The organism is Streptomyces sp. NBC_00122, from assembly GCF_045160845.1.
GTDB lineage: Bacteria > Actinomycetota > Actinomycetes > Streptomycetales > Streptomycetaceae > Streptomyces.
Map to the genome: position 1 here is coordinate 2,906,500 of NZ_CP108191.1, position 21,759 is coordinate 2,928,258.

Below are 21,759 nucleotides of genomic sequence, written 5' to 3' on the forward strand. Positions count from 1 at the left end.
CACAGAGCGATCAGGAGTCGTCAGACCCCCCGTAGAGCGCAATGCCGAGCATTCCGCCCTTAGTTGGGCGGAAGGAACCCTCCCCGGACTCCTTGTCCTATTTTGGCACGAGGGTAGGGGAAGGGCGCAAGGGTGTAGTTAGTGCGGTCCGTCACGCTTGGGCCAATGGCCCGTATCGGGACGTAGGTCCTGGCACTAAGTCCTGAATGCCATGATCAAGGCTCTGATCAGCCATTTATGACCGTTCGGCCGATACGCGGGGGTCCGTACGGGTGCCGCGAGGCCTGCCGGAGCCAGTTTCGGCCCTCGGGGGCTAATTCGCGAACAGTCTTTCCCGGACCGCCCGCCACCGGTCCGCCAGCTCCCCGTACGCCTCGGCCGCCCCCTCCGCGTCCCCCGCCCGCAAGGCCGCGATCCCCGCCGCCAGCTCCCCCGCCGACCGGTCCGCCGCGAGCCGGTCCGCCGGCAGCGCGTGCAGCAGCCCGCCGTAGTCCAGTTCGACCATCGACCGGGGGTGGAACTCCTCCAGCCAGCTCCCGACCTCCACCAGGCCGTCGGCGAGCATCCCGTACCCCTCCGCCTCGCGCAGGGTCCGCAAGGCCCGCGCGAGCCGCCGCCGCGCCTGCACCATCGGCGTCCGGTAGCGCAGCCGCTCGCCCGCCACGTACTCCCGCTCCTCGTCGGCCACCAGCACGAACCAGCGCAGGGGCACCTGCCACACCCCCGTACGGATCCAGGGGCGCGCGTCCGGGTTCCGCTCGCGCCAGCGCTCGTACTCCTCGGCCGCCCGCCTGCGCATCACCGGCGGGAGCGCCGCGTCCAGCACCGGGCGCGGGAACCACTCGACCAGCTCCTGGAGCGCCAGCCAGCCGCGGAGCCGGGTGCGCCACGGGCAGACGAGCAGCACCCCGTCGACCTCCGCCGTGAACGCGTCCGCGCTCTCCTGCGCCGGCACCCCCACCAGGGGCACCCGCACCAAGTCCGTGAGCGATCTGCGCAATTCGTCCTGGGCGGTCGGGGCCGTCCCGCGCCGGGCGTAATCGGCCCAGTGCGTGCGCTCCTCCTCGGGAAAGGCCGCCAAGGGTTCGTAGACTCGCAGGTAGGAGGCATACGGGACGGTCGGCGCCGAGCGCGCGGAGGGCAGCAGGGGATCCGGGGTTTCGCTCACGCCCTCCTCCTCCCCCGCGCCGCCCGGGCGTACTCCGAGGGGCCGCCGTACCTCGGGAAGGTTCCGATCCTCGGACAGGTCGACTACACGCGCCCCGGAGGTCTTACTCTGCTCCCAGCACGCCCTCCCCCACCCGCAGGGCGGGCGTCATTCCGCCGCATCTCTTCCATGGGAGTCACCACCGTGACCGAAATGACCGACGGCGTCCTGCACACCCTGTTCCGTACGGAACAGGGCGGCCACGAGCAAGTCGTGCTGTGCCAGGACCGAGCCACAGGCCTGAAGGCCGTCATCGCGATCCACTCCACCGCTCTGGGCCCGGCCCTCGGCGGTACGCGGTTCCACGCGTACGCCTCCGACGAGGAGGCCGTCCTCGACGCGCTGAACCTCTCGCGCGGCATGTCGTACAAGAACGCCCTCGCCGGTCTCGACCTCGGCGGCGGCAAGGCCGTGATCATCGGCGACCCGGACGTCCTCAAGACCGAGGAACTGCTGCTGGCCTACGGCCGGTTCGTGGAATCCCTCGGCGGCCGCTACGTGACCGCCTGCGACGTCGGCACCTACGTGGCCGACATGGACGTCGTGGCCCGCGAGACCCGCTGGGCGACCGGCCGCTCCCCCGAGAACGGCGGCGCGGGCGACTCCTCGGTGCTCACCGCCTTCGGTGTCTTCCAGGGCATGCGCGCCAGCGCCCAGCACCTGTGGGGCGACCCGACCCTGCGCGGCCGCAAGGTCGCCGTCGCGGGCGTCGGCAAGGTCGGCCACTACCTGGTCGAGCACCTCCTGGAGGACGGTGCCGAGGTCGTGATCACGGATGTGCGGGAAGAGTCCGTGCGCCGGATCCTCGACAAGCACCCGGGCAAGGTCACCGCGGTCGCCGACACGGACGCGCTGATCCGCGTCGAGGGCCTCGACATCTACGCCCCCTGCGCGCTGGGCGGCGCCCTGAACGACGACTCGGTTCCGGTCCTGACCGCCAAGATCGTCTGCGGTGCGGCGAACAACCAGCTCGCCCACCCCGGCATCGAGAAGGACCTCTCGGACCGCGGGATCCTCTACGCCCCGGACTACGTGGTCAACGCGGGCGGCGTGATCCAGGTCGCCGACGAGCTGGTCGGTTTCGACTTCGACCGCTGCAAGGCCAAGGCCACGAAGATCTTCGACACCACCCTGGAGATCTTTGCTCGCGCGAAGACGGATGGCATTCCGCCGGCCGCCGCGGCCGACCGGATCGCCGAGCAGCGCATGGCGGACGCCCGCGCCGCGCGCGCCGTCTAGGCACCTGGCGGGACTCCCGGATGCGCCCGCCGGGGTGCGGCGAGACGGAACTCACTGCACTTCGGCGGGTCGCGGGCCAGGAAAGCGTTAAAATCGCGGTGACCAGCGAGGACGGGGCGCCTTGTTGGTTCTGCACCGGGGCGCGTCATGCGGGCGGCGTACCGTATGGCCGCGGAAGCAGGTACCGTTAAACCCCTACGGACGGTCTCTCCACGGAGAGCCCGCTCCGAACCATGAACGCGTGTCAGACTCTGGGGCCGTCGAGCCCCGTCACCGAGGGGGTCGAGCCATGGGGCGCGGCCGGGCCAAGGCCAAGCAGACAAAGGTCGCCCGCCAGCTGAAGTACAACAGCGGCGGGACTGACCTCTCGCGTCTGGCCAATGAGCTGGGCGCATCGCCGACGGATCCGCTGCCTGTCAGCGAGCCGGTCGAAGTCGATGACGATCTGGACGACGACGACCCGTACGCCAAGTACGCGGATCTGTACAACAGCGATGACGACGACGAGGACGAAGAGTCCGGTCCGTCGGCACAGCGTCGCGGCGCTTGACGCCCTGAGGCGTCTGCACGACAGGTAAAAGACTGAAACCCGGTCCAGGGCATCGCCCCGGGCCGGGTTTCAGTGCTGCTCAGCTCGCGTAGGAACCGGTGAGGGTCGCACCCTCGGTACGGTCGCCGCGGTCGAGGATCTCTCCCGCGACCCACGCGTCCACACCCCGGTCGGCGAGCGCGGTCAGGGCCACGTCCACCGACTCCTGCGGGACCACGGCCATCATGCCGACGCCCATGTTCAGGGTCTTCTCCAGCTCCAGCTGCTCCACCTGCCCGGCCTTGCCGACCAGATCGAAGATCGCGCCCGGCGTCCAGGTGGCCCGGTCGACCGTGGCGTGCAGGTGGTCCGGGATGACCCGGGCCAGGTTCGCCGCCAGGCCGCCGCCGGTGATGTGCGAGTACGCGTGCACCTCGGCCGTACGGGTGAGGGCCATGCAGTCCAGCGAGTAGATCTTGGTGGGCTCCAGGAGCTCCTCGCCGAGGGTCCGGCCGAGCTCCTCCACGTGCTGGTCGAGCGACATGCCGGCGCGGTCGAAGAGCACGTGCCGGACCAGCGAGTACCCGTTCGAGTGAAGGCCGGACGACGCCATCGCGATGACGGCGTCACCCGTACGGATGCGATCCGCGCCGAGCAGCCGGTCGTACTCGACGACGCCCGTTCCTGCGCCCGCCACGTCGAAGTCGTCCGGGCCCAGCAGGCCCGGGTGCTCGGCGGTCTCGCCGCCCACCAGGGCGCAGCCGGCGAGGACACAGCCCTCGGCGATGCCCTTGACGATCGCCGCGACACGCTCGGGGTGGACCTTGCCGACGCAGATGTAGTCGGTCATGAAGAGCGGCTCGGCACCGCAGACGACGATGTCGTCCATGACCATCGCGACCAGGTCGTGGCCGATGGTGTCGTACACGCCCAGCTGGCGGGCGATGTCCACCTTGGTGCCGACTCCGTCGGTGGCGGAGGCGAGCAGCGGGCGCTCGTAGCGCTTGAGGGCGGAGGCGTCGAAGAGGCCGGCGAAGCCGCCGAGGCCGCCGAGGACCTCGGGGCGCTGCGTCTTCTTCACCCACTCCTTCATCAGCTCGACGGCGCGGTCTCCCGCTTCGATGTCCACGCCTGCGGCTGCGTAGCTGGCACCGGTGGTCTTCTCTGTCATGACAGGAGAGAGCTTTCGTGTCGTTACTGCGATTGGTGCCGGGCCCTGGGAGAAGCCTCAAAGACAGGGCCCGGCGCAGGTTGAGCCAGGGTGAAGCCGCGGACTACGGGCGGCGGAGCGCGTCGGCCGCGTCCGTGCCGCCGGCCAGCTCGGTCTCCAGCAGCTGCTTGCCCAGGAGCTGCGGGTCGGGCAGCTCCATGGGGTACTCGCCGTCGAAGCAGGCACGGCAGAGGTTGGGCTTCTGGATGGTGGTCGCCTCGATCATCGCGTCGAGCGAGATGTACGAGAGCGAGTCCGCGCCGAGCGACGTGGCGATCTCGTCGACCGTCATGCCGTTGGCGATGAGCTCGGCCCGGGTCGCGAAGTCGATGCCGAAGAAGCACGGCCACTTCACCGGCGGCGAGGAGATCCGGATGTGGACCTCGGCCGCGCCGGCCTCGCGGAGCATCTTGACCAGGGCGCGCTGGGTGTTGCCGCGGACGATCGAGTCGTCCACGACCACCAGGCGCTTGCCCCGGATGACTTCCTTGAGGGGATTGAGCTTCAGGCGGATGCCGAGCTGGCGGATCGTCTGCGAGGGCTGGATGAAGGTCCGGCCGACGTAGGCGTTCTTGACCAGGCCGGAGCCGTACGGAATCCCGCTGGCCTCGGCGTATCCGACGGCGGCGGGCGTGCCGGACTCCGGCGTCGCTATCACCAGATCGGCGTCGACCGGGGCTTCCTTGGCCAGGCGCCGACCCATCTCGACACGCGAGAGGTAGACGTTCCGGCCGGCGATGTCGGTGTCCGGGCGCGCCAGGTAGACGTACTCGAAGACACAGCCCTTGGGCTTCGCTTCCGCGAATCGGGAGGTCCGCAGGCCGTTCTCGTCGATCGCGATGAGCTCGCCCGGCTCGACCTCGCGGACGAAGCTGGCGCCGCAGATGTCGAGGGCGGCGGTCTCACTCGCGACCACCCAGCCGCGCTCCAGGCGGCCGAGGACCAGCGGGCGGATGCCCTGCGGGTCACGGGCGGTGTAGAGGGTCCCCTCGTCCATGAAGACGAGCGAGAAGGCGCCCTTGACCTTCGGGAGGACCTTGGTGGCCGACTCCTCGATGGTCAGGGGCTTGCCGTCGTCGTCGGTCTGGCCGGCCAGGAGGGCGGTGACCAGGTCCGTGTCGTTGGTGGCCGCCACCTGGGTGGCACGGCCGTCCTGACGGGGGAGGTCGGCGACCATCTCGGCAAGCTCGGCGGTGTTCACCAGGTTGCCGTTGTGACCCAGGGCAATGGAGCCGTGGGCGGTCGCACGGAAGGTCGGCTGAGCGTTCTCCCAGACGGAGGCTCCGGTGGTCGAGTAGCGGGCGTGACCGACCGCGATATGACCCTGGAGCGAGCCGAGAGAGGTTTCGTCGAAGACTTGGGAAACGAGGCCCATGTCCTTGAAGACGAGGATCTGGGAACCGTTGCTCACAGCGATTCCCGCGGACTCTTGTCCACGGTGCTGTAGCGCATACAGTCCGAAGTAGGTGAGCTTGGCGACCTCTTCACCCGGAGCCCAGACACCGAAGACGCCGCAAGCGTCCTGGGGGCCCTTTTCGCCGGGGAGCAGGTCGTGGTTGAGTCGTCCATCACCACGAGGCACGCTTCCGAGTGTAGGCGAGATCGACCACTGGTCCGAATTGGGGACGGCCGGGAAATGTCACAGCACAGAGGGTGACCGGACGCCTCCGTCTCGGTATTCGGATCACCTTGTTGACATGCACGAACGCATTCGTACAAGCTCTCGGCCCATGCAGCCTCTCGGTGACCGCACGGTCACCCTCGTCGAGCGCCGCCACGTAGACCTGGTCCGTGTCGCGAGCGCCATCTGTCGCTGTTCCGCGTAGCCACAACTCTTTCTCCCCTTTTCACATTTCAGCTCCGCCCAGCCCTGCCCTGCCGCGCCGCGCGCCGTCCCGCGCCCCGCCGGGAGCGGGCGGGCGGGCCATGGCCTGGAGTACCTGTGTCTTCGTACGAGAACAAGCTGTCCCGGCGTGCCTTCGGCGGCGCCGTCGGAGTGACCGCCGCCGCCGCGGCGGTGGGGCTGGGAGCGGGCCCGGCCGCGGCCGCCGAGACCGCCGGCGAGCGGCGCGCGGAGGCCGGGGAGCGCGCCTTCCGGGCGGCTCGCGGCCGACGCTCGCGCCGCCCGAACATCCTGTTCGTCCTGGGCGACGACCTCGGCTGGGCGGACCTGTCCTCATACGGCTCCCCGCACATCGAGACCCCGAACCTGGACCGGCTGGCCCGCCAGGGCGTCCGGTTCACCGACGCCTACTCGGGGTCCGCGACCTGCTCGCCGACCCGGTTCAGCCTCTACACCGGCCGCTACCCGGCCCGCACCGAGGGCGGGCTGGCCGAGCCGATCGCCGACAGGTCGGCCGGTCTGGACCCGACCCACCCGACGCTGGCCTCGCTGCTGAAGGAGGCCGGCTACTCCACCGCGCTGATCGGCAAGTGGCACGCGGGCTACCTGCCCGACCACAGCCCGACGAAGTCCGGCTGGGACGAGTTCTTCGGCAACTTCGGCGGGGCCCTGGAGTACTACTCCAAGCTGGGCCTGGGCGGCGAGTACGACCTCTACGAGGGCGACGCCGAGTACAAGGACCTGCGCTACTACACGCGGATCATCACCGAGCGGGCATCGGAGTACGTCTCCCGCGACCACCACGGCAAGCCGTGGCTGCTGAACCTGAACTTCACCACCCCGCACTGGCCCTGGATCGCCGACGGGGACACGGAGCAGGGCGCCGAGATCGTCCGCCGGATCAAGGCGGGCGACGGGCGCGCCCTGTGGCACCAGGACGGCGGCTCGGTCGAGAAGTACAAGCAGATGGTCGAGGACCTCGACCGGTCGGTCGGCGAGGTGCTGAAGGCGCTGAGGCGCTCCGGCCAGGAGGACGACACCCTGGTCGTCTTCTCCAGCGACAACGGCGGCGAGCGCTTCTCGTACAACTGGCCGCTGTCGGGCAACAAGGCCTCCCTCCAGGAGGGCGGCATCCGGGTGCCGAACATCGTGCGCTGGCCCGCGCGGCTGGACGGCGGCCAGGTCAGCCACGTCCCGGTCTTCAGCCCTGACTGGACGGCGACGCTGCTGGAGGTGGCCGGGACCCGGCCTCACCGGGCGTACCCGCTGGACGGGGTGAGCCTGGCCGGGTACCTGCTGCGCGGCGAGGAGCCGGCCGAGCGCGATCTGTTCTGGCGGGTGCGCGGGGAGCGGGCGCTGCGCCGCGGCGACTGGAAGTACTACCGCGGCAAGGCGGGCCGGGACCAGCTGTTCGACCTGGCCGGGGACATCCGGGAGCAGGCCGACAAGGCCGCGGTGGAACCGGCCCGGCTGGCCGAGCTGCGGGCTGCCTGGGAGTCCGTGAACGCGGGACTGCTCCCCTACCCGGCTTGACCTTTGTCATGACCGCCGCGTGTGGGTCACTCGGCGGCCGAGGCCGCCCTCGCGGTCAGGCCCTTGCCGTCGGGGGCGGTGAGGGTCAGTGCCTGGCCCTGGATCTTCCAGGTGAGCGGGCCGCTGCCGAACAGCCCGGTCAGCGCCCGCTCGACCTCGCCCGCCGGGCCCTCGCAGGCCATGCGGGTGGAGGTGACCGGCCCGAAGGTGAGCGTGGACCCCTCGACGGTGACCTTGGCGCTGAACCGGTTGCAGCCGAGGCTGCCGCTCGCGGTGCCGTCGGCGGCGAGGGTGAAGTGCGCCTTGCCGGCCACCTCGGCGGGGACGGAGGAGACAGTCTCTCCGCTGACCAGCGCGTCGACCGTCCACAGCGTCGCGGTCAGGGGGGCGTTCGCCTGCGGGGGCTCCGGGGTCATGGCGATGGTGCTCCCGTCGGCGGTCTTCAGGGTGAGCCGGTCGGGCGCCCGGTGGATGGTCAGCCGGCCCGTGAAGAGCTTGGCGAACTCCGTCTCGAACTCCATGTTCTCTGTGCAGAGCTTGAGCGTCGAGCCACCGGGCGTGACGGTCACGGCGGAGGTCCCGGCGAAAGCGAGCTCCGCCGAGAAGCCGTTGCAGCCGTAGTTGCCGCCGGCCTTGTTCTGGCCGATCTCGACGCGCGCGGTCGCGGGCGCGTGCAGGGTGCGGCCACCGGTGGTCAGCGACTCGACCGCCCAGTGGCCCTGGGGATCGGGGAGCGCGGCGATGCTCCCGCTCTCCTCGGAGCGCCCGCAGCCGGTGAGGGCGAGGCCGAGACCGAGGGCGAGGGCCGTCCCGGTCGTGAGGTGCCTGAGGGTACGCATGGACCTGGGACGGGCCGGGCCGGCGTACGGTTCCACCCTCAGGTCATCAGCGGCAGCAGCGCCGACAGGTCGGCCCGCTCCCCACTGGCCCTGACCTGCGCGTCCTCCAGGGCCGCGGCCCAGTCGGTACGCCCGGTGGCCAGCCGCATCCAGGTCAGCGGGTCCGTCTCCACCACGTTGGGCGGGGTGCCGCGGGTGTGGCGGGGCCCCTCGATGCACTGGACCACCGCGAACGGCGGGATCCGCACCTCCACCGAGCCGCCCGGGGCCTTGAGCGCGAGGGCGTCGGCGAGCAGCCGGGTGCAGGCGGCCAGGGCCTGCCGCTCGATCGGGATGTCCACACCGGCGGCCCGGCCCAGGTCGTCGGCGTGCACCACCAGCTCGACGGTCCGCGTGACCAGGAAGTCGGCCAGGGTCATGTCCCCGATCCACAGGTCCAGCACCCGGCTGCCGGGGTTCGCGGCCAGCGCCCCGGCCATGCGGGCGCCGGCGTGCTCGTACAGCTCGGGCAGCGGGCCGCCCTCGAGGGTCTCCTTGGCCGCCTCGGCGATCTTCCCGGCGAGGGAGGCGGTGGCGGAGGGCCATTCGACGGCCGTCAGCTCCGGCACGGCCGCCGGCGGTCGGGCCAGGCCGGCGGCCAGCGAGTCGGCGATCCACGCGATGTGCGCGGCCAGATCGGCGACGCTCCAGTCGCCGAGCCCGCTGGGGCGCGCCAGCTGCTCGGGCGTCAACTCGCGCACGGCGTCGGCGACATGTCCGAACTGCGCGATGACAGCCGCACGGATCTTCGCGGGGTCGTACGTACGCTGCTTCTTCTTCCCGGGCGGCATGCGGCGACCCTATCCGGGCAGCGTCAGCCCCGTGCAGCCGCGGCGCGCGGCGGCATCGGTGGCGTAGGCCTTGAACAGCTCGGTCAGGCTCGGCTCCAGCAGGTGCTGGTACTCGGCGTCCACGTTCAGGGTGAAGGCGGCCGGGCGGCCCTGGCAGTCCGCGGATCCGTACAGGACGCCGCCCTGCCGGCCGGCCTTGCGCTCGGTGACCGAGAACCTGTCGGCGAGCGAGCCGACGTACGTGCCCTGCGCCTCGTCGCCGAAGTAGGTCTGCGTGCGGATCCACCAGGGGGACCGGTCCAGGACACGGCTCAGCTCGGGGGCGCCCGCGCGCTCCTGCTCGGTCAGCCCCTCGAAGATCCGCTTCGTCTCCGCCGGGCTCACGGCCAGCGTGCACGACTCGCCCCCGGTGTGCGCGGCCACGGGCGCTCCCACGGAGCGGTCCGGCAGCCTCCCCCGGTCCGCGCCGCGCAGGAACTCGGCGTACCAGGCGCAGGTGCCCTGCCCCGCTCCGGCCGGTCCGAGGTCGGCCGTGGCCTCGGGCATCCGCTCCGGCAGGCCGGGGAGCGCCGGCTCACAGCCGCGGCGGGCCGCCGCGCGGAGCGCCCCCTGCCGGGCGATCCGTGCGAGCAGCTGGCGGTCGGCGCCGCTCACTTTCTCGAAGCCGGCGGCTGCGGAGACCAGCACGGAGGAGTTCTCGCAGCGGGCCGTGACGGTGACGGTCTGCCGCCCGTAGTCGCCCAGGGTCCCGTCACCCAGCGGGTGCCGACTGGGGAGGTCGGTCCGGGCGGTGACGTCCTCGCCCTCCTCGCGGCCGCGGTGGGCGAAGGGCCGGTCGCCGTCCCCGATGAGGTGGAAGGGGTACCGGTGGGGGAGTTCGCGGACCGTGAGGGAGAAGTACTCCTCGTCGCGCTCCTCGCCGTCCCGTTCCCGCGGGGTGTCGAGCACGCAGATGTGCGCGATGCCCACGGCCTGCGCACTGCGCCCGGGCCGGCCCCCGTCGAGTCCCACGGCGTCGACCCCGCCGTCCAGCCGCATGACCGTACGCGGATCCGCCAGGCCGGCGCAGGCCTTGTCGATGAGCCCCCGGTCCCGCCAGGCGTCGTACTCACCCTTGAGGACCCAGCCGCCGAGGGCGATGCCCGCCAGCGCGGCGGTCAGCACCAGAGCGTTGATCCGGTTGCGCCGACGCCCCCGGTCCGGCAGGAGCCGGGTGGCCGCCGCTCCCGGCTCGGGCGGTTCGAAGACCATGCCGCTTCCCCCTCGCGCATACGACGGCTCGACCGTACCAACCGGGCGCGAGCGACGCCGAGGCCCCGCCCACACCCGTGGACGGGGCCTCGTACGCAAAAGGCGGGATCAGGCGAGCAGCGCCGGGATCGTCGCCTCGTGAGCGGTGCGCAGCTCTGCGAGCGGAATCGTGAACTCGCCCTGGATCTCGATCTCCTCGCCGTCCACCACACCGATGCGGGTGGCGGGCAGGCCCCGCGCGCCGCACATGTCGGTGAAGCGGAGCTCCTCGCTGCGCGGGACGGACACGATGGCGCGGCCCGCGGACTCGGAGAACAGGAAGGTGAAGGCGTCCAGGTTCTCGGGGACCACGATCCGCGCGCCGTTGCCGCCCTTGAGGCAGGACTCGGTGAGCGCCTGGATGACGCCGCCGTCGGACAGGTCGTGCGCCGCGTCGACCATGCCGTCGCGGGACGCCGAGATCAGGATCTCGCCCAGCAGCTTCTCGCGGCCCAGGTCCACCTTGGGCGGCATGCCGCCGAGGTGGTCGTGGACGACCTGGGACCAGGCCGAGCCGCCGAACTCCTCGGCCGTGTCGCCCAGCAGGTACAGCAGCTGGCCGGCCTCGGCGAACGCCATCGGCGTACGGCGGTTGACGTCGTCGATCACACCGAGGACCGCCACGACCGGGGTCGGGTGGATGGCGGTGTCGCCCGTCTGGTTGTAGAGCGAGACGTTGCCGCCGGTCACCGGGGTGCCCAGCTCCAGGCAGCCGTCCGCGAGGCCCCGGGTGGCCTCGGCGAACTGCCACATGACGTCCGGGTCCTCGGGGGAGCCGAAGTTCAGGCAGTCGGAGATGGCCAGCGGCTTGGCGCCGGTCGCGGCGACGTTGCGGTAGGCCTCGGCCAGCGCCAGCTGCGCGCCCGTGTACGGGTCGAGCTTGGCGAAGCGGCCGTTGCCGTCCGTGGCCATGGCGACGCCGAGGTTGGACTCCTCGTCGATGCGGACCATGCCCGCGTCCTCGGGCTGCGACAGGACGGTGTTGCCCTGCACGAAGCGGTCGTACTGGTCGGTGACCCAGGACTTCGACGCCTGGTTCGGGGAGGAGACCAGGGCGAGGACCTGCGCGCGCAGCTCGGCGGAGGTCGCCGGGCGCGGAAGGCTGCCGGCGTCGTCCGCCTGGAGCGCGTCCTGCCAGGACGGGCGGGCGTACGGGCGGTTGTAGACCGGGCCCTCGTGGGCGACGGTGCCCGGGGGCACGTCCACGATCTGCTCGCCGTGCCAGAAGATCTCCAGGCGCTCGCCGTCGGTCACCTCACCGATGACGGTGGCGATGACGTCCCACTTCTCGCAGATCTCCATGAAGCGGTCGACGTACTGCGGCTCGACGATCGCGCACATGCGCTCCTGCGACTCGCTCATGAGGATTTCCTCGGGCGAGAGCGTCGCGTCGCGCAGCGGGACGGTGTCGAGCTCGACGCGCATGCCGCCGGAACCGGCGGAGGCCAGCTCGGACGTGGCGCAGGAGAGCCCGGCGCCGCCGAGGTCCTGGATGCCCGCGACCAGCTTCTCCTTGAAGATCTCCAGGGTGCACTCGATGAGGAGCTTCTCCTGGAAGGGGTCGCCGACCTGGACGGCGGGGCGCTTGGTGGGCTTGGTGTCGTCGAAGGTCTCGGACGCGAGGACCGAGACGCCGCCGATGCCGTCGCCGCCCGTGCGGGCGCCGTAGAGGATGACCTTGTTGCCGGGGCCGGAGGCCTTGGCGAGGTGGATGTCCTCGTGCTTCATCACGCCGATGCAGCCGGCGTTGACGAGCGGGTTGCCCTGGTAGCAGGCGTCGAAGACGACCTCGCCGCCGATGTTCGGCAGGCCGAGGCAGTTGCCGTAGCCGCCGATGCCCGCGACGACGCCCGGCAGGACGCGCTTGGTGTCGGGGTGGTCGGCCGCGCCGAAGCGCAGCGGGTCCACGACGGCGACCGGGCGGGCGCCCATGGCCAGGATGTCGCGGACGATGCCGCCGATTCCGGTGGCCGCGCCCTGGTAGGGCTCGATGTACGAGGGGTGGTTGTGCGACTCGACCTTGAAGGTGACCGCGTAACCCTGGCCGACGTCGACGACGCCGGCGTTCTCGCCGATGCCGACGAGCATGGCGTCGTTCTGCGGGACCTTCTCGCCGAACTGCTTCAGGTGGACCTTGCTGCTCTTGTACGAGCAGTGCTCGGACCACATGACCGAGTACATGGCGAGCTCGGCGCCCGTGGGGCGGCGGCCGAGGATCTCCCGGATGCGCGCGTACTCGTCCTCCTTGAGGCCGAGCTCCTTCCAGGGCTGCGCGGCGTCCGGGGTGTCCGTGGCGTGCTTGACGGTGTCCAGGCTCATGCGTTGACCAGCTTCTTCAGGACCGACGTGAAGAACGGGAGGCCGTCGGTGCGGCCCGTCCCGATCAGCGGCTCGACCGCGTGCTCGGGGTGGGGCATGAGGCCGACGACGTTGCCTGCGGCGTTGGTGATGCCGGCGATGTCGCGCAGCGAACCGTTCGGGTTCACGTCGAGGTAACGGAAGGCCACGCGGCCTTCGGCCTCCAGTTCGTCGAGCGTGTGCTCGTCGGCGACGTAGCGGCCGTCCATGTTCTTGAGCGGGACGGAGATCTCCTGGCCGGCGGTGTAGTCCCCGGTCCACGCGGTCTCCGCGTTCTCCACCCGCAGCTTCTGGTCGCGGCAGATGAAGTGCAGGTGGTTGTTGCGGAGCATCGCCCCCGGCAGCAGGTGGGCCTCGGTGAGGACCTGGAAGCCGTTGCAGATGCCGAGGACGGGCATGCCCGCCTTGGCCTGCTCGATGATGGTCTCCATCACCGGCGAGAAGCGGGAGATGGCCCCGGCGCGCAGGTAGTCCCCGTAGGAGAAGCCGCCCGCGAGGACGACCGCGTCGACCTGGTGCAGGGCCTTGTCGCGGTGCCAGAGCGAAACCGGCTCGGCCCCCGCGAGGCGGATGGCGCGCAGCGAGTCACGGTCGTCGAGCGTTCCGGGGAACGTGACGACTCCGATGCGAGTGGTCACCGTCAGGCCTCGACCTTCACGGTGAAGTCTTCGATGACGGTGTTGGCGAGGAACGTTTCGGCCATCTTGTGGATGCGGTCGAGGGCGGCCTGGTCGACCGGTCCCTCCACTTCCAGTTCGAAGCGCTTCCCCTGGCGGACGTCGGCGATTCCATCGAAGCCCAGGCGCGGCAGTGCACGCTGCACCGCCTGGCCCTGGGGGTCGAGGATCTCCGGCTTGAGCATGACGTCGACTACGACGCGTGCCATCGGGCACTCCCGTGTGTGGTTGGTGCGAAGGCGGTTCCATCAGCGTACCCGGCCCAAATTTCTACGCGGGTAGATATCTCCAGGGTGTGATCACCGACCGGTTTGGCTTCACCAACGCTTCGCAAAATCACCAGGAAAAACACGCGTCCGGGATTGCGGCGGGACACGCGGAGAGAATTAACTGGGCTTCGCAATGCAATGAGAATCGGGGTACAAAGGAATCACCCCGAGAGACAGCATTTCGCCGCTTCACAACGGGGGCGGAAAGATACATTGCTCCGAAACATCCACACAGGCGACAACGCCGCACGTCAGCAGGTGGCGGCGTCGCACGAAGGGACCGATATCCGTGGCGCAGCGCGTAGTAGTCACGCTCTCCGACGACATCGATGGCGGAGAAGCGGCGGAAACGGTCGTGTTCGCTCTGGACGGTAAGTCGTACGAGATCGACCTCAATGCGGCCAACGCGAAGAAACTGCGGAAGGGCCTGGAGCCGTTCGTGGCCGCCGGCCGCCGCCAGTCGCGTTCGGGGAAGGCCTTCAAGCACACGTCCATCGCACCGGACCCGGCGGTCGTGCGGGCCTGGGCCCGGTCCAACCAGTACGAGGTCCCGCCCCGCGGCCGCATCCCCAAGAAGATCTACGAGGCCTACAACGCTGCTCACTGAGGGCCGATTTGCCATCCACCCCCCTGCGTCAGCTAGTGTGTGGATCACGCCGAGGGGCCAGGCCGCAGGTCAGAGCCCCGAAGGTCGTGCGGGTGTAGTTCAGTAGTAGAACGTCCCCCTTCCAGGGGGAAGGCGCAGTGTGCGATTCCTGTCACCCGCTCTGCATCGGTTTACCGACCACCACCGTGGATCAGGTAGAGTGATGCACGCATTGCCAAGGCAGTGCACGTAGTACATGCGGACGTAGCTCAGTTGGTAGAGCACCACCTTGCCAAGGTGGATGTCGCGCGTTCGAGTCGCGTCGTCCGCTCCATAAGGAGAAGGCCCCGGTCATTACGACCGGGGCCTTCTTCGTGTTCCCCGGTTCTCCCCGGCTTTTGCGGGTTCGGCCCTTCCCTGACAAATGTCATCGGGGATCGTGACGGCGCGCACTGCCGGGCCCGTCCGGGCGCCGCGAGGCTGGGGTCATGACCGACACCGCGGCCGACCGGCCCGCCCGGATCCGCTTCACGCTGCCCGCCGGGGTGCCGGCCGGCAGCCTGCCGCTGACGCTGCGCGCGGCGGCGTACGGGCAGCGCGTGGAGATCCGTACCGGACACCTCCAGGCGGCCCTGACCGAGCTGCTGCGCTGGGCGCACGACTCCGGTGTGGAACTGGAGGGGATCGACGCCCGGTCCGGCTCCCTGGAGGAGGCCTTCCTCGACTGGCTCGCGCGCTCGGACGAGCCGGGCCCGCCCTGCCGGTGCGCCGCCGGACCGCGCTCACCGCACTGGCCCGAATCATGATCACCGTGTTTGCTGATCCGCGGTGGTTCCGCCGGGAACCGCGCGGCGGGCAGGAAAAAGATCCGGGGGGACGGGCGACATGCCGAAGCTGAAGGGGTGGTGGAAGAACCGCACCACCGCCGGGAAGGTCGAGCTGTACACGCGCTGGTCGTTCCACTTCTTCGTGGTCATGGAGCTCCTGGGGATCGGGCTGGCCCCGCTGGCCGGCGTCGCCGAGGTCACCTCGCCGCTGCTGCCGGTGTCGCTCTCCCTGATGGCGTGCACCCACGCGGTGCTGTGCGGAGTGCACTCCTCCAGGGCCCTGCACTGGGTGGTGGGCCGACGCGAACGCCCCACCCGGCTCGCGGCGGCCCTGGCCCTCGCGTCGGGCACGGCCACGCTCGGCGTCCTCGCGCTGCGCGCGACCGGCAGACTCGACCCGGCCGTGGCGCCGTCGCTCGTCTCGGGGCTCACCTGCTTCGCCACCGGCTCGCTGGTCCTGTCCCTGCGGTCGGTGAAGCTCATCTGGTGCGTCGCCCCGGCCGTGGCCGCCGGTACGGCCGTGGCCGTGCTCGCGCTGGGCCTGGCGCCGGGGGAGGCTCTGGGCTACGCGGTCGCCGTACTGCTCGGCAATCTGCTCTTCAGCACCACCTGCGGATTCAGCGCATGGCTGCTGAAGACGGTCTACGAACTGGACCGGTCCCGCGAGATCCAGGCGCGCCTCGCGGTCGCCGAGGAGCGGCTGCGCTTCGGCCGGGACCTGCACGACGTGATGGGCCGGAACCTGGCGGTGATCGCGCTCAAGAGCGAGCTGGCGGTCCAGCTGGCGCGGCGCGAACGGCCAGAGGCGGTGGACCAGATGATCGAGGTGCAGCGGATCGCCCAGGAGTCCCAGCGGGAGGTGCGCGACGTCGTGCGCGGCTACCGGGAGGCGGACCTCGCCGTGGAGCTGGAGGGCGCGCGCGGGGTGCTGCGGGCGGCCGGAATGGACTGCAGGGTCGACTTCGAGGCGGCCGGACACGAGCTGCCGCCCGAGGTCCAGTCGGCGCTCGGCTGGGTGGTGCGCGAGGCGACCACGAACGTCCTGCGGCACGGGGACGCGCACAGTTGCGTGATCCGGCTGACGGCGCCGCAGGCGGGTCCGGTGACCCTGGTGGTGGAGAACGACGGAGCCCCCGAGACGCCCGCCGGGCCGCCCGGCTCGGGGCTGGCCGGGCTGCGGGAGCGGCTCGCGGTGGTGGACGGAACCCTGCAGGCGGGACCGGCGGCCGGCGGCCGCTTCCGGCTGTGCGCCGAGATACCCGGCGGACACGTGCAACGACTGGAGGTGCGGGCGTGAGCCCCGTACGCGTACTGCTCGCCGACGACGAGCACCTGATCCGCGGGGCGCTGGCCGCCCTGCTGGCCCTGGAGGACGACCTGCTGGTCGTCGCCCAGGCGGCCTCCGGGCCCGAGGCCCTCGCCATGGCACGGGCGCACCGGCCGGACGTGGCGGTGCTGGACCTGCAGATGCCCGGCGCCGATGGTGTGAGTGTGGCCACATCGCTGCGGGCCGAACTCCCCGGCTGCAAGACCATGATCGTGACGAGTCACGGCCGTCCCGGCCACCTGAAGCGGGCCCTGGCGGCGGGGGTGCGGGCCTTCGCTCCGAAGACCGTCTCGGCGCAGCGGCTGGCCGAGCTGATCCGGACCGTGCACGCCGGAGGGCGTTACGTGGACCCGGAGTTGGCGGCCGACGCGATCAGCGCGGGGGACTCGCCGCTGACCGCGCGGGAGGCGGAGGTGCTGGAACTCGCGGCGGACGGGGCGCCCGTCGCGGAGATCGCCGAGCGGGCCTCGCTGTCGCAGGGGACCGTACGGAACTACCTGTCCTCGGCGGCGTCGAAGCTGGGCGCTGAGAACCGGCACACGGCAGTGCGTCTCGCACGGGAGCGAGGTTGGGTATAGTAGGTCTCGCCTTACGGCGCCTGCGGACATAGCTCAGTTGGTAGAGCACCACCTTGCCAAGGTGGATGTCGCGCGTTCGAGTCGCGTTGTCCGCTCTGTAAGGAAGAAGCCCCCGGTCCTCGACCGGGGGCTTCTTCGTGTCTCAGGCCCAGGTGAGGCCGGTGAGCCGCTCGTACGCCTCGATGTACTTGGCGCTGGTCTGCTCGGCGACCTCCCGCGGGAGGGCCGGCGGCGGAAGTTCGCCCTTGCGGTCCCAGCCGGACGCCGGGGAGGTCAGCCAGTTGCGGACGAACTGCTTGTCGAAGGAGGGCTGCGCGCGGCCCGGCTTCCACTGGTCGGCCGGCCAGAAGCGGGAGGAGTCCGGGGTCAGCACCTCGTCGCCGGCGACGAGGGTGCCGTCCTTGTCGAAGCCGAACTCGAACTTGGTGTCGGCCAGGATGATCCCGCGCTCGCGGGCGATGTCCCGGGCCCGGCTGTACACGGCGAGGGTGGTCTGGCGCAGCAGGGCCGCCGTCTCGACGCCGGTGGTGCGCGCGACCTCCTCGTACGAGATGTTCTCGTCGTGCTCGCCGACCTCGGCTTTGGCGGCCGGGGTGAAGATCGGGGCGGGCAGCTCGGAGCCGTCCACGAGGCCCTCGGGGAGGGCGAGACCGCAGACCGTGCGGGTCTGGTCGTACTCGACGAGGCCGGAACCGGTCAGGTAGCCGCGGGCCACGCACTCGACCGGGACCATGTCGAGGTTCTGGCAGATCAGGGTGCGGCCGGCCCAGTCGGCGGGGGCGCCTTCGGGCAGGTCGGTGCCGATGACGTGGTTCGGCACGATGTCCCTCAGCTGGTCGAACCACCAGAGGGAGAGCTGGGTCAGGACGCGGCCCTTGTCCGGGATCTCGGTGGGAAGCACCCAGTCGTAGGCGGACATGCGGTCGCTGGCGACCATGACGAGGTTGCCGTCGCCGTCGCGGTAGAGATCGCGCACCTTGCCGGTGTGGAGGTGGACGAGGCCGGGCACCTGAACCGGCTCGGGCTTTTCGACGAATCCGGACACGGGGTCTCCCTGTAGGTCTGTACGAGCGCAAACCCATTCTCCCGTACCGCGTCGTCTGCCCCGTCCAGGGGGTGTCCATCCCCGGCGGCGGTTAGTCCCTCTTGCAGATCCGGTCGAGGAGGTTGGCGGTGGCCCGCTGGACGCGCTCGTCGACGTGGCCGGGGCGGTCGAGCGCCGGGGACCAGGCGAAGGTGCCGGACGCGAAGACCAGCGCGCCGCTGGGCGCCCGGTAGAGCGAGGTCTCCTGGTGGCGGCGGTGGTTCTCGCTGTCGAGGTACGGGGAGTGCGCGAGCAGGATCCGGTCCTGGTGCTCGGGGAGCTGGGTGCGCGGGAAGTACCGGTCGGCCTCGCCCGCGACCAGGCCGGGCAGCTCGTCGTTCTCGCCGGCGCCGGTGGAGTCCCAGAGCCAGTGCGTGGCATTGCGGACGATCAGGGGCGCGGGCTCGGGGACCCGCCCGGCGTACTGGATGCCGAGCAGCTGCTGTTCCGGGCGGTCGACCTCGCGCCACAGGCTGGGGCGGCCGGGACCGCGGCGTTTTCGGCACGTGAGGAGCCGGTCGTCGACCCCTGAGGCCGAGGGGCCGAGCTCGACCTGCCAGTACATGGTGTTGGCGGAAAGGAAGACGAGCGAGGTGCCGTGGTCGCGGGCGCGCTCGACGGTGCGGCGCATGGGGGCGGACCAGTACTCGTCGTGGCCGGGGAAGACCAGGCCGCGGTAGCGGGTCGGGTCGACGCGGCCGGCGTGCAGGTCGCGGGTGTCGGCGTAGGCGAGGTCGTAGCCGTAGCGCTCGGCCCAGCGGATGAAGTCGTAGGCGTGGCCGACGTGCAGGGGCAGGCCCGCGCCCGCGTAGGGGCGGTCGAAGGAGACGGTGATGGCCGCGTCCTGCTCTCCGAGCAGCCGGCCCTCCTCGTCCCACGCGTGGTAGAGGCTGGCGCCGGTGCGGCCGTCCTCCGGGTAGAGGTTGTACGCCTGCCAGGTGATGTCGGGGAGCAGCAGCAGGAGGTCGGCGGGCTGGTCGTCGCGGACCGTGAAGGGGATGTGGGAGCGGTAGCCGTCGGCGGTGGTGAGGACGGCCACGTACGCGCCGACGCTCCAGTACGACGGGACCTGCAGGCGCCAGGACAGCCACCAGTGGTGGCAGGAGACGGTGCGGTCGGCGGCGAGGGGGGTCGGCTGCACGATGCCGGAGAGACGGGGACTCGTGGTGATCTTTGAGGCGCCGTCGCCGCCGTAGTGGCCGATGCGGTAGACGTCGACCGAGAACTGCTGGGGCGGGTCGACGGTGACGTGGAAGTCGATGGCCTCACCGGGGGCCACGGCGCCGGTGGAGGAGAAGCCCTTGATCTGGCGGTGCACGTCGTCGGCCGTACGGGGGCCGCCGGTGCCACGTGCGCGGGGGATCTGGCCGGTACCGGCGGCCGCGGCGGCCGGGTCCACGTACCAGGGCACGACCTGGCCGGTGTCGTCGAAGTAGAGCTCGCTGCCGCGGAACCAGGGCAGGGGGCCCTGCCCGAAGGGGTCATTCACCGCGTGCGCGAGCGCACCTGACTCCCAACGCCGGATCTGGTCCGCTCCCATGACGTTCCCCTCCCTCGCTCCCCCGAACGGGCGTGCATCGGGCCAGCACATCACATAACGCATGCAGTCCGTCACCGTTCGTCGCGAATTGACGGGATCGGAACACTGAGATCCGGTTACCTGTGCGATCCGTAACGCTCCGGGGCGGGGCCCTCAGACCAGGCGGACGGGCTTCTCCGGGCGGACGCCGAGGTCGGCGAGCCAGTCGCGCAGGGGATCCGGGTCCCCGTCCTCGACCAGGCACAGCACGCGCGGCGCGAGGTCGGACCGGCGGTCACCGCCGATCAGCAGGATCGGGCCGTCGAGCCAGTCCAGGCCGGGCGCGGCCCCGGCGGAGTCGACGGCGGCGCAGCACACCATCGCCGTGACGTGGTCGGCCAGCAGGTCCCGGCCGCTGCGCGGCGGCTGGAGCGGGAACAGCGGTACGGCGTCCGCTCCGCGGGCCTTCCCGGCCCCGGCGGACGGACCGGCGGCCCGCTCCTCGCGGGCCAGGTCGCCGCTGAGCCGTCCGGCCAGCGCCTCCCCGGCGGCGCCCTCGCCGGCCCGGTCGGTGAGATAGCCCAGCACCCGCTCCAGCGTGGGTCCGGCCGCGGCGCCCGAACCGGCGGCGCCGACCGGCAGTCCCGCCGGGGCGGCGAGGGAGTCCAGCGCCGCGTGCAGCCGGGCCGCCTCCGTACGCCACTTGCGGTCCACGACCTCTTCCGGATACGCCGTCCAGTCCACCGGGGACCAGTCCGGTCCGGCCTCGGCCGGACCGCCGTGGAAGAGCCGCGCGGCCAGCAGCGAGGCCGCCTCGTCGACCACGCCGGGCTGTTCCAGCAGGTCACAGGCGGGGCGCTCACCGAGCCGCGAGGTGAACCCCTCGGCCAGCCGGTCCCGCCGCGACAGCTCGGTCAGCGCGGAGACCACCCCGGCGTCGAGATGCGCCGGCCAGCGGCCCATCCGCCAGGCGGGCAGCGCGACCCGGGTCAGCAGCCGGTCCCAGCCCGCGTAGGCCAGACCGACCTGCTCCTGGGCGACGATGCGCAGCCCGTAATCCACACCCTGTGCGCGCTCCGAGGCAGCCACGGCCACCCCGCGCTCCATCTCGGCGGCATCCACCCGGCACAGCCGCAGCAGCAGCCGTGCGGGCCCGGCGATCCAGCCGAGGCCGGGCCTGCCGCCCACGTCCACGGCGGCGTCCAGGCCGCGCACGAAGCCGCGCGCGTCGGCTATGTCCGGATGCGCGGAAGGTCCCGTACCCGCGACGACCGGCGCGAGGACCGCCCGCAGTTCCGCGACCCGCATCCACCACAGGAAGGGCGAGCCGATCACCAGCACGGGAGCCGCGCCGGGCTCGGACTCCGGACCGGCAGGTCCGGCTATGCCCGCGGACGTGCGCGCGGCGCCGCGGCGGTGGGCCGCGTGGGTGCGGTCCTCCAGCCAGCTGTCGCAGTCCGGCGTCAGGGCTATCGCGGAGGGCGGCGGTACGTCCATCCGGTCGGCCAGCTCCCGCACCAGCCGGTAGAGATCGGGGGCGGCGGCCTCGGGAACGGGCACCGTCGGCGTCACGGCGGGGCCGGCCCGCAGCACCACGGCGGCGAAGATCCCGCCGACCAGCAGCACCAGCGCGGCGACCGCGCACACGGCGAGGGTCACCGCGGGCCAGGGGTCACCGGCCAGCCGGCCCGTCATCCGGGCGGCCACCAGCACCACCGCGAGGGCGGCGGGCAGCAGCCCGACGGCCAGGGCTCTGCTGCGCACGCGCAGCACGGCCAGGGCGCGGGACCGCGCGGACGGCACGCCCGCCTCCATGATCGAACCGGTTCCGGACACGGCCGGACCTCACCCCCTCTGCCCTGCGGCGGCTTTGCTCACTCCCCCACTGTGACACCCGCCACTGACATCGCAATGCCGGTGGGCCAAGTGCCGGAATGCTTGCGCCGCACCCTAGTTGGGGTACGCCCGGCCGTCAGGCGGACCGGGTGACGATCACCCGATGGAATGGCTTTGG

Annotated in this window: 19 protein-coding genes, 3 tRNA genes and 1 pseudogene; 11 read left to right on the forward strand and 12 right to left on the reverse strand. The window is 71.4% G+C overall.

From position 1 onward, the window contains the following. Positions 1-313: 313 nt before the first annotated feature. Entirely contained in the window at positions 314-1,168 is an 855-nt protein-coding gene (locus OG737_RS13640; RefSeq protein ID WP_328926450.1) for a hypothetical protein, read from the reverse strand. 183 nt (positions 1,169-1,351) lie between these two features. Between OG737_RS13640 and OG737_RS13645 the strand changes: the two genes are divergently transcribed. Together OG737_RS13645 and OG737_RS13650 are read left to right on the forward strand one after the other, a co-directional pair. Beyond that, a complete protein-coding gene (locus OG737_RS13645) occupies positions 1,352-2,446 on the forward strand; it encodes a Glu/Leu/Phe/Val dehydrogenase dimerization domain-containing protein (protein ID WP_328926451.1) in 1,095 nt (364 codons plus the stop codon). Positions 2,447-2,735: 289 nt separating this feature from the next. Next, on the forward strand, positions 2,736-2,996 hold the full coding sequence (locus tag OG737_RS13650) for a DUF3073 domain-containing protein (RefSeq protein WP_328926452.1): 261 nt from the start codon (positions 2,736-2,738) through the stop codon (positions 2,994-2,996). 79 nt (positions 2,997-3,075) lie between these two features. Here the strand turns inward: OG737_RS13650 and purM are convergent, their stop codons facing one another. Together purM and purF are read right to left on the reverse strand one after the other, a co-directional pair. Then, complete coding sequence (gene purM / locus OG737_RS13655) at positions 3,076-4,146, reverse strand: phosphoribosylformylglycinamidine cyclo-ligase (RefSeq protein WP_328926453.1); 1,071 nt, start codon at positions 4,144-4,146, stop codon at positions 3,076-3,078. A gap of 103 nt (positions 4,147-4,249) precedes the next feature. Further along, positions 4,250-5,767, reverse strand: a complete 1,518-nt coding sequence (gene purF, locus OG737_RS13660; RefSeq protein ID WP_328926454.1) for an amidophosphoribosyltransferase — start codon at positions 5,765-5,767, stop codon at positions 4,250-4,252. A 148-nt stretch (positions 5,768-5,915) separates the two neighbouring features. On the opposite strand from purF, the gene OG737_RS13665 reads away from it, so the two are divergent. Both OG737_RS13665 and OG737_RS13670 read left to right on the forward strand, forming a co-directional pair. Next, positions 5,916-6,011, forward strand: a complete 96-nt coding sequence (locus OG737_RS13665) for a putative leader peptide (RefSeq protein WP_324617183.1) — start codon at positions 5,916-5,918, stop codon at positions 6,009-6,011. A 116-nt stretch (positions 6,012-6,127) separates the two neighbouring features. Continuing rightward, positions 6,128-7,561 carry a sulfatase-like hydrolase/transferase gene (locus OG737_RS13670; protein ID WP_405921559.1) on the forward strand — a complete coding sequence of 478 codons (1,434 nt, stop codon included), beginning with the start codon at positions 6,128-6,130 and terminating at the stop codon, positions 7,559-7,561. Between the two features lie 26 nt (positions 7,562-7,587). Here OG737_RS13670 and OG737_RS13675 read toward each other — a convergent pair whose 3' ends face one another. The 6 genes from OG737_RS13675 to purS all read right to left on the reverse strand — a co-directional run bounded on the left by OG737_RS13675 (position 7,588) and on the right by purS (position 13,764). Next, the gene (locus OG737_RS13675; RefSeq protein WP_405921560.1) at positions 7,588-8,400 is read right to left on the reverse strand and encodes an META domain-containing protein; all 813 of its coding nucleotides are present in this window, start codon (positions 8,398-8,400) and stop codon (positions 7,588-7,590) included. A gap of 38 nt (positions 8,401-8,438) precedes the next feature. Continuing rightward, the gene (locus OG737_RS13680) at positions 8,439-9,230 is read right to left on the reverse strand and encodes a sterol carrier family protein (protein WP_405921561.1); all 792 of its coding nucleotides are present in this window, start codon (positions 9,228-9,230) and stop codon (positions 8,439-8,441) included. 9 nt (positions 9,231-9,239) lie between these two features. Beyond that, the gene (locus OG737_RS13685) at positions 9,240-10,481 is read right to left on the reverse strand and encodes a hypothetical protein (protein WP_405921562.1); all 1,242 of its coding nucleotides are present in this window, start codon (positions 10,479-10,481) and stop codon (positions 9,240-9,242) included. A gap of 108 nt (positions 10,482-10,589) precedes the next feature. Beyond that, positions 10,590-12,839, reverse strand: a complete 2,250-nt coding sequence (gene purL / locus OG737_RS13690; protein ID WP_328926459.1) for a phosphoribosylformylglycinamidine synthase subunit PurL — start codon at positions 12,837-12,839, stop codon at positions 10,590-10,592. Beyond that, the gene (purQ, locus tag OG737_RS13695; RefSeq protein ID WP_405921563.1) at positions 12,836-13,516 is read right to left on the reverse strand and encodes a phosphoribosylformylglycinamidine synthase subunit PurQ; all 681 of its coding nucleotides are present in this window, start codon (positions 13,514-13,516) and stop codon (positions 12,836-12,838) included. The genes purL and purQ overlap by 4 nt, the downstream gene beginning before the upstream one ends. Positions 13,517-13,518: 2 nt before the next feature. Then, complete coding sequence (purS, locus tag OG737_RS13700; RefSeq protein WP_042801325.1) at positions 13,519-13,764, reverse strand: phosphoribosylformylglycinamidine synthase subunit PurS; 246 nt, start codon at positions 13,762-13,764, stop codon at positions 13,519-13,521. A gap of 349 nt (positions 13,765-14,113) precedes the next feature. Here purS and OG737_RS13705 point away from each other — a divergent pair, with 349 nt between their 5' ends. The 7 genes and pseudogenes from OG737_RS13705 (at position 14,114) to OG737_RS13735 (ending at position 17,237) form a co-directional block, all read left to right on the forward strand. Continuing rightward, positions 14,114-14,431, forward strand: a complete 318-nt coding sequence (locus tag OG737_RS13705) for an Lsr2 family protein (RefSeq protein WP_328926461.1) — start codon at positions 14,114-14,116, stop codon at positions 14,429-14,431. Positions 14,432-14,519: 88 nt separating this feature from the next. Continuing rightward, positions 14,520-14,591, forward strand: a tRNA-Gly gene (locus OG737_RS13710). 77 nt (positions 14,592-14,668) lie between these two features. After that, positions 14,669-14,744 (forward strand) — tRNA-Gly (locus tag OG737_RS13715). A gap of 169 nt (positions 14,745-14,913) precedes the next feature. Further along, positions 14,914-15,216: pseudogene (locus tag OG737_RS13720) on the forward strand (ABC transporter ATP-binding protein); the annotation flags it as partial. A gap of 79 nt (positions 15,217-15,295) precedes the next feature. Beyond that, on the forward strand, positions 15,296-16,534 hold the full coding sequence (locus OG737_RS13725; RefSeq protein ID WP_328926462.1) for a histidine kinase: 1,239 nt from the start codon (positions 15,296-15,298) through the stop codon (positions 16,532-16,534). Then, positions 16,531-17,142 (forward strand): response regulator transcription factor, encoded by a 612-nt coding sequence (locus tag OG737_RS13730; RefSeq protein WP_328926463.1) that lies wholly within the window; start codon positions 16,531-16,533, stop codon positions 17,140-17,142. The genes OG737_RS13725 and OG737_RS13730 overlap by 4 nt, the downstream gene beginning before the upstream one ends. Before the next feature lie 22 nt (positions 17,143-17,164). Next, positions 17,165-17,237 (forward strand) — tRNA-Gly (locus OG737_RS13735). A gap of 47 nt (positions 17,238-17,284) precedes the next feature. On the opposite strand, the gene OG737_RS13740 is transcribed toward OG737_RS13735, so the two are convergent. The 3 genes from OG737_RS13740 to OG737_RS13750 all read right to left on the reverse strand — a co-directional run bounded on the left by OG737_RS13740 (position 17,285) and on the right by OG737_RS13750 (position 21,581). Beyond that, positions 17,285-18,187 carry a phosphoribosylaminoimidazolesuccinocarboxamide synthase gene (locus tag OG737_RS13740; protein WP_328926464.1) on the reverse strand — a complete coding sequence of 301 codons (903 nt, stop codon included), beginning with the start codon at positions 18,185-18,187 and terminating at the stop codon, positions 17,285-17,287. A gap of 91 nt (positions 18,188-18,278) precedes the next feature. After that, entirely contained in the window at positions 18,279-19,766 is a 1,488-nt protein-coding gene (locus OG737_RS13745; RefSeq protein WP_328926465.1) for a N,N-dimethylformamidase beta subunit family domain-containing protein, read from the reverse strand. Positions 19,767-19,919: 153 nt separating this feature from the next. Further along, entirely contained in the window at positions 19,920-21,581 is a 1,662-nt protein-coding gene (locus OG737_RS13750) for a hypothetical protein (protein ID WP_405921564.1), read from the reverse strand. Between the last annotated feature and the right edge of the window lie 178 nt (positions 21,582-21,759).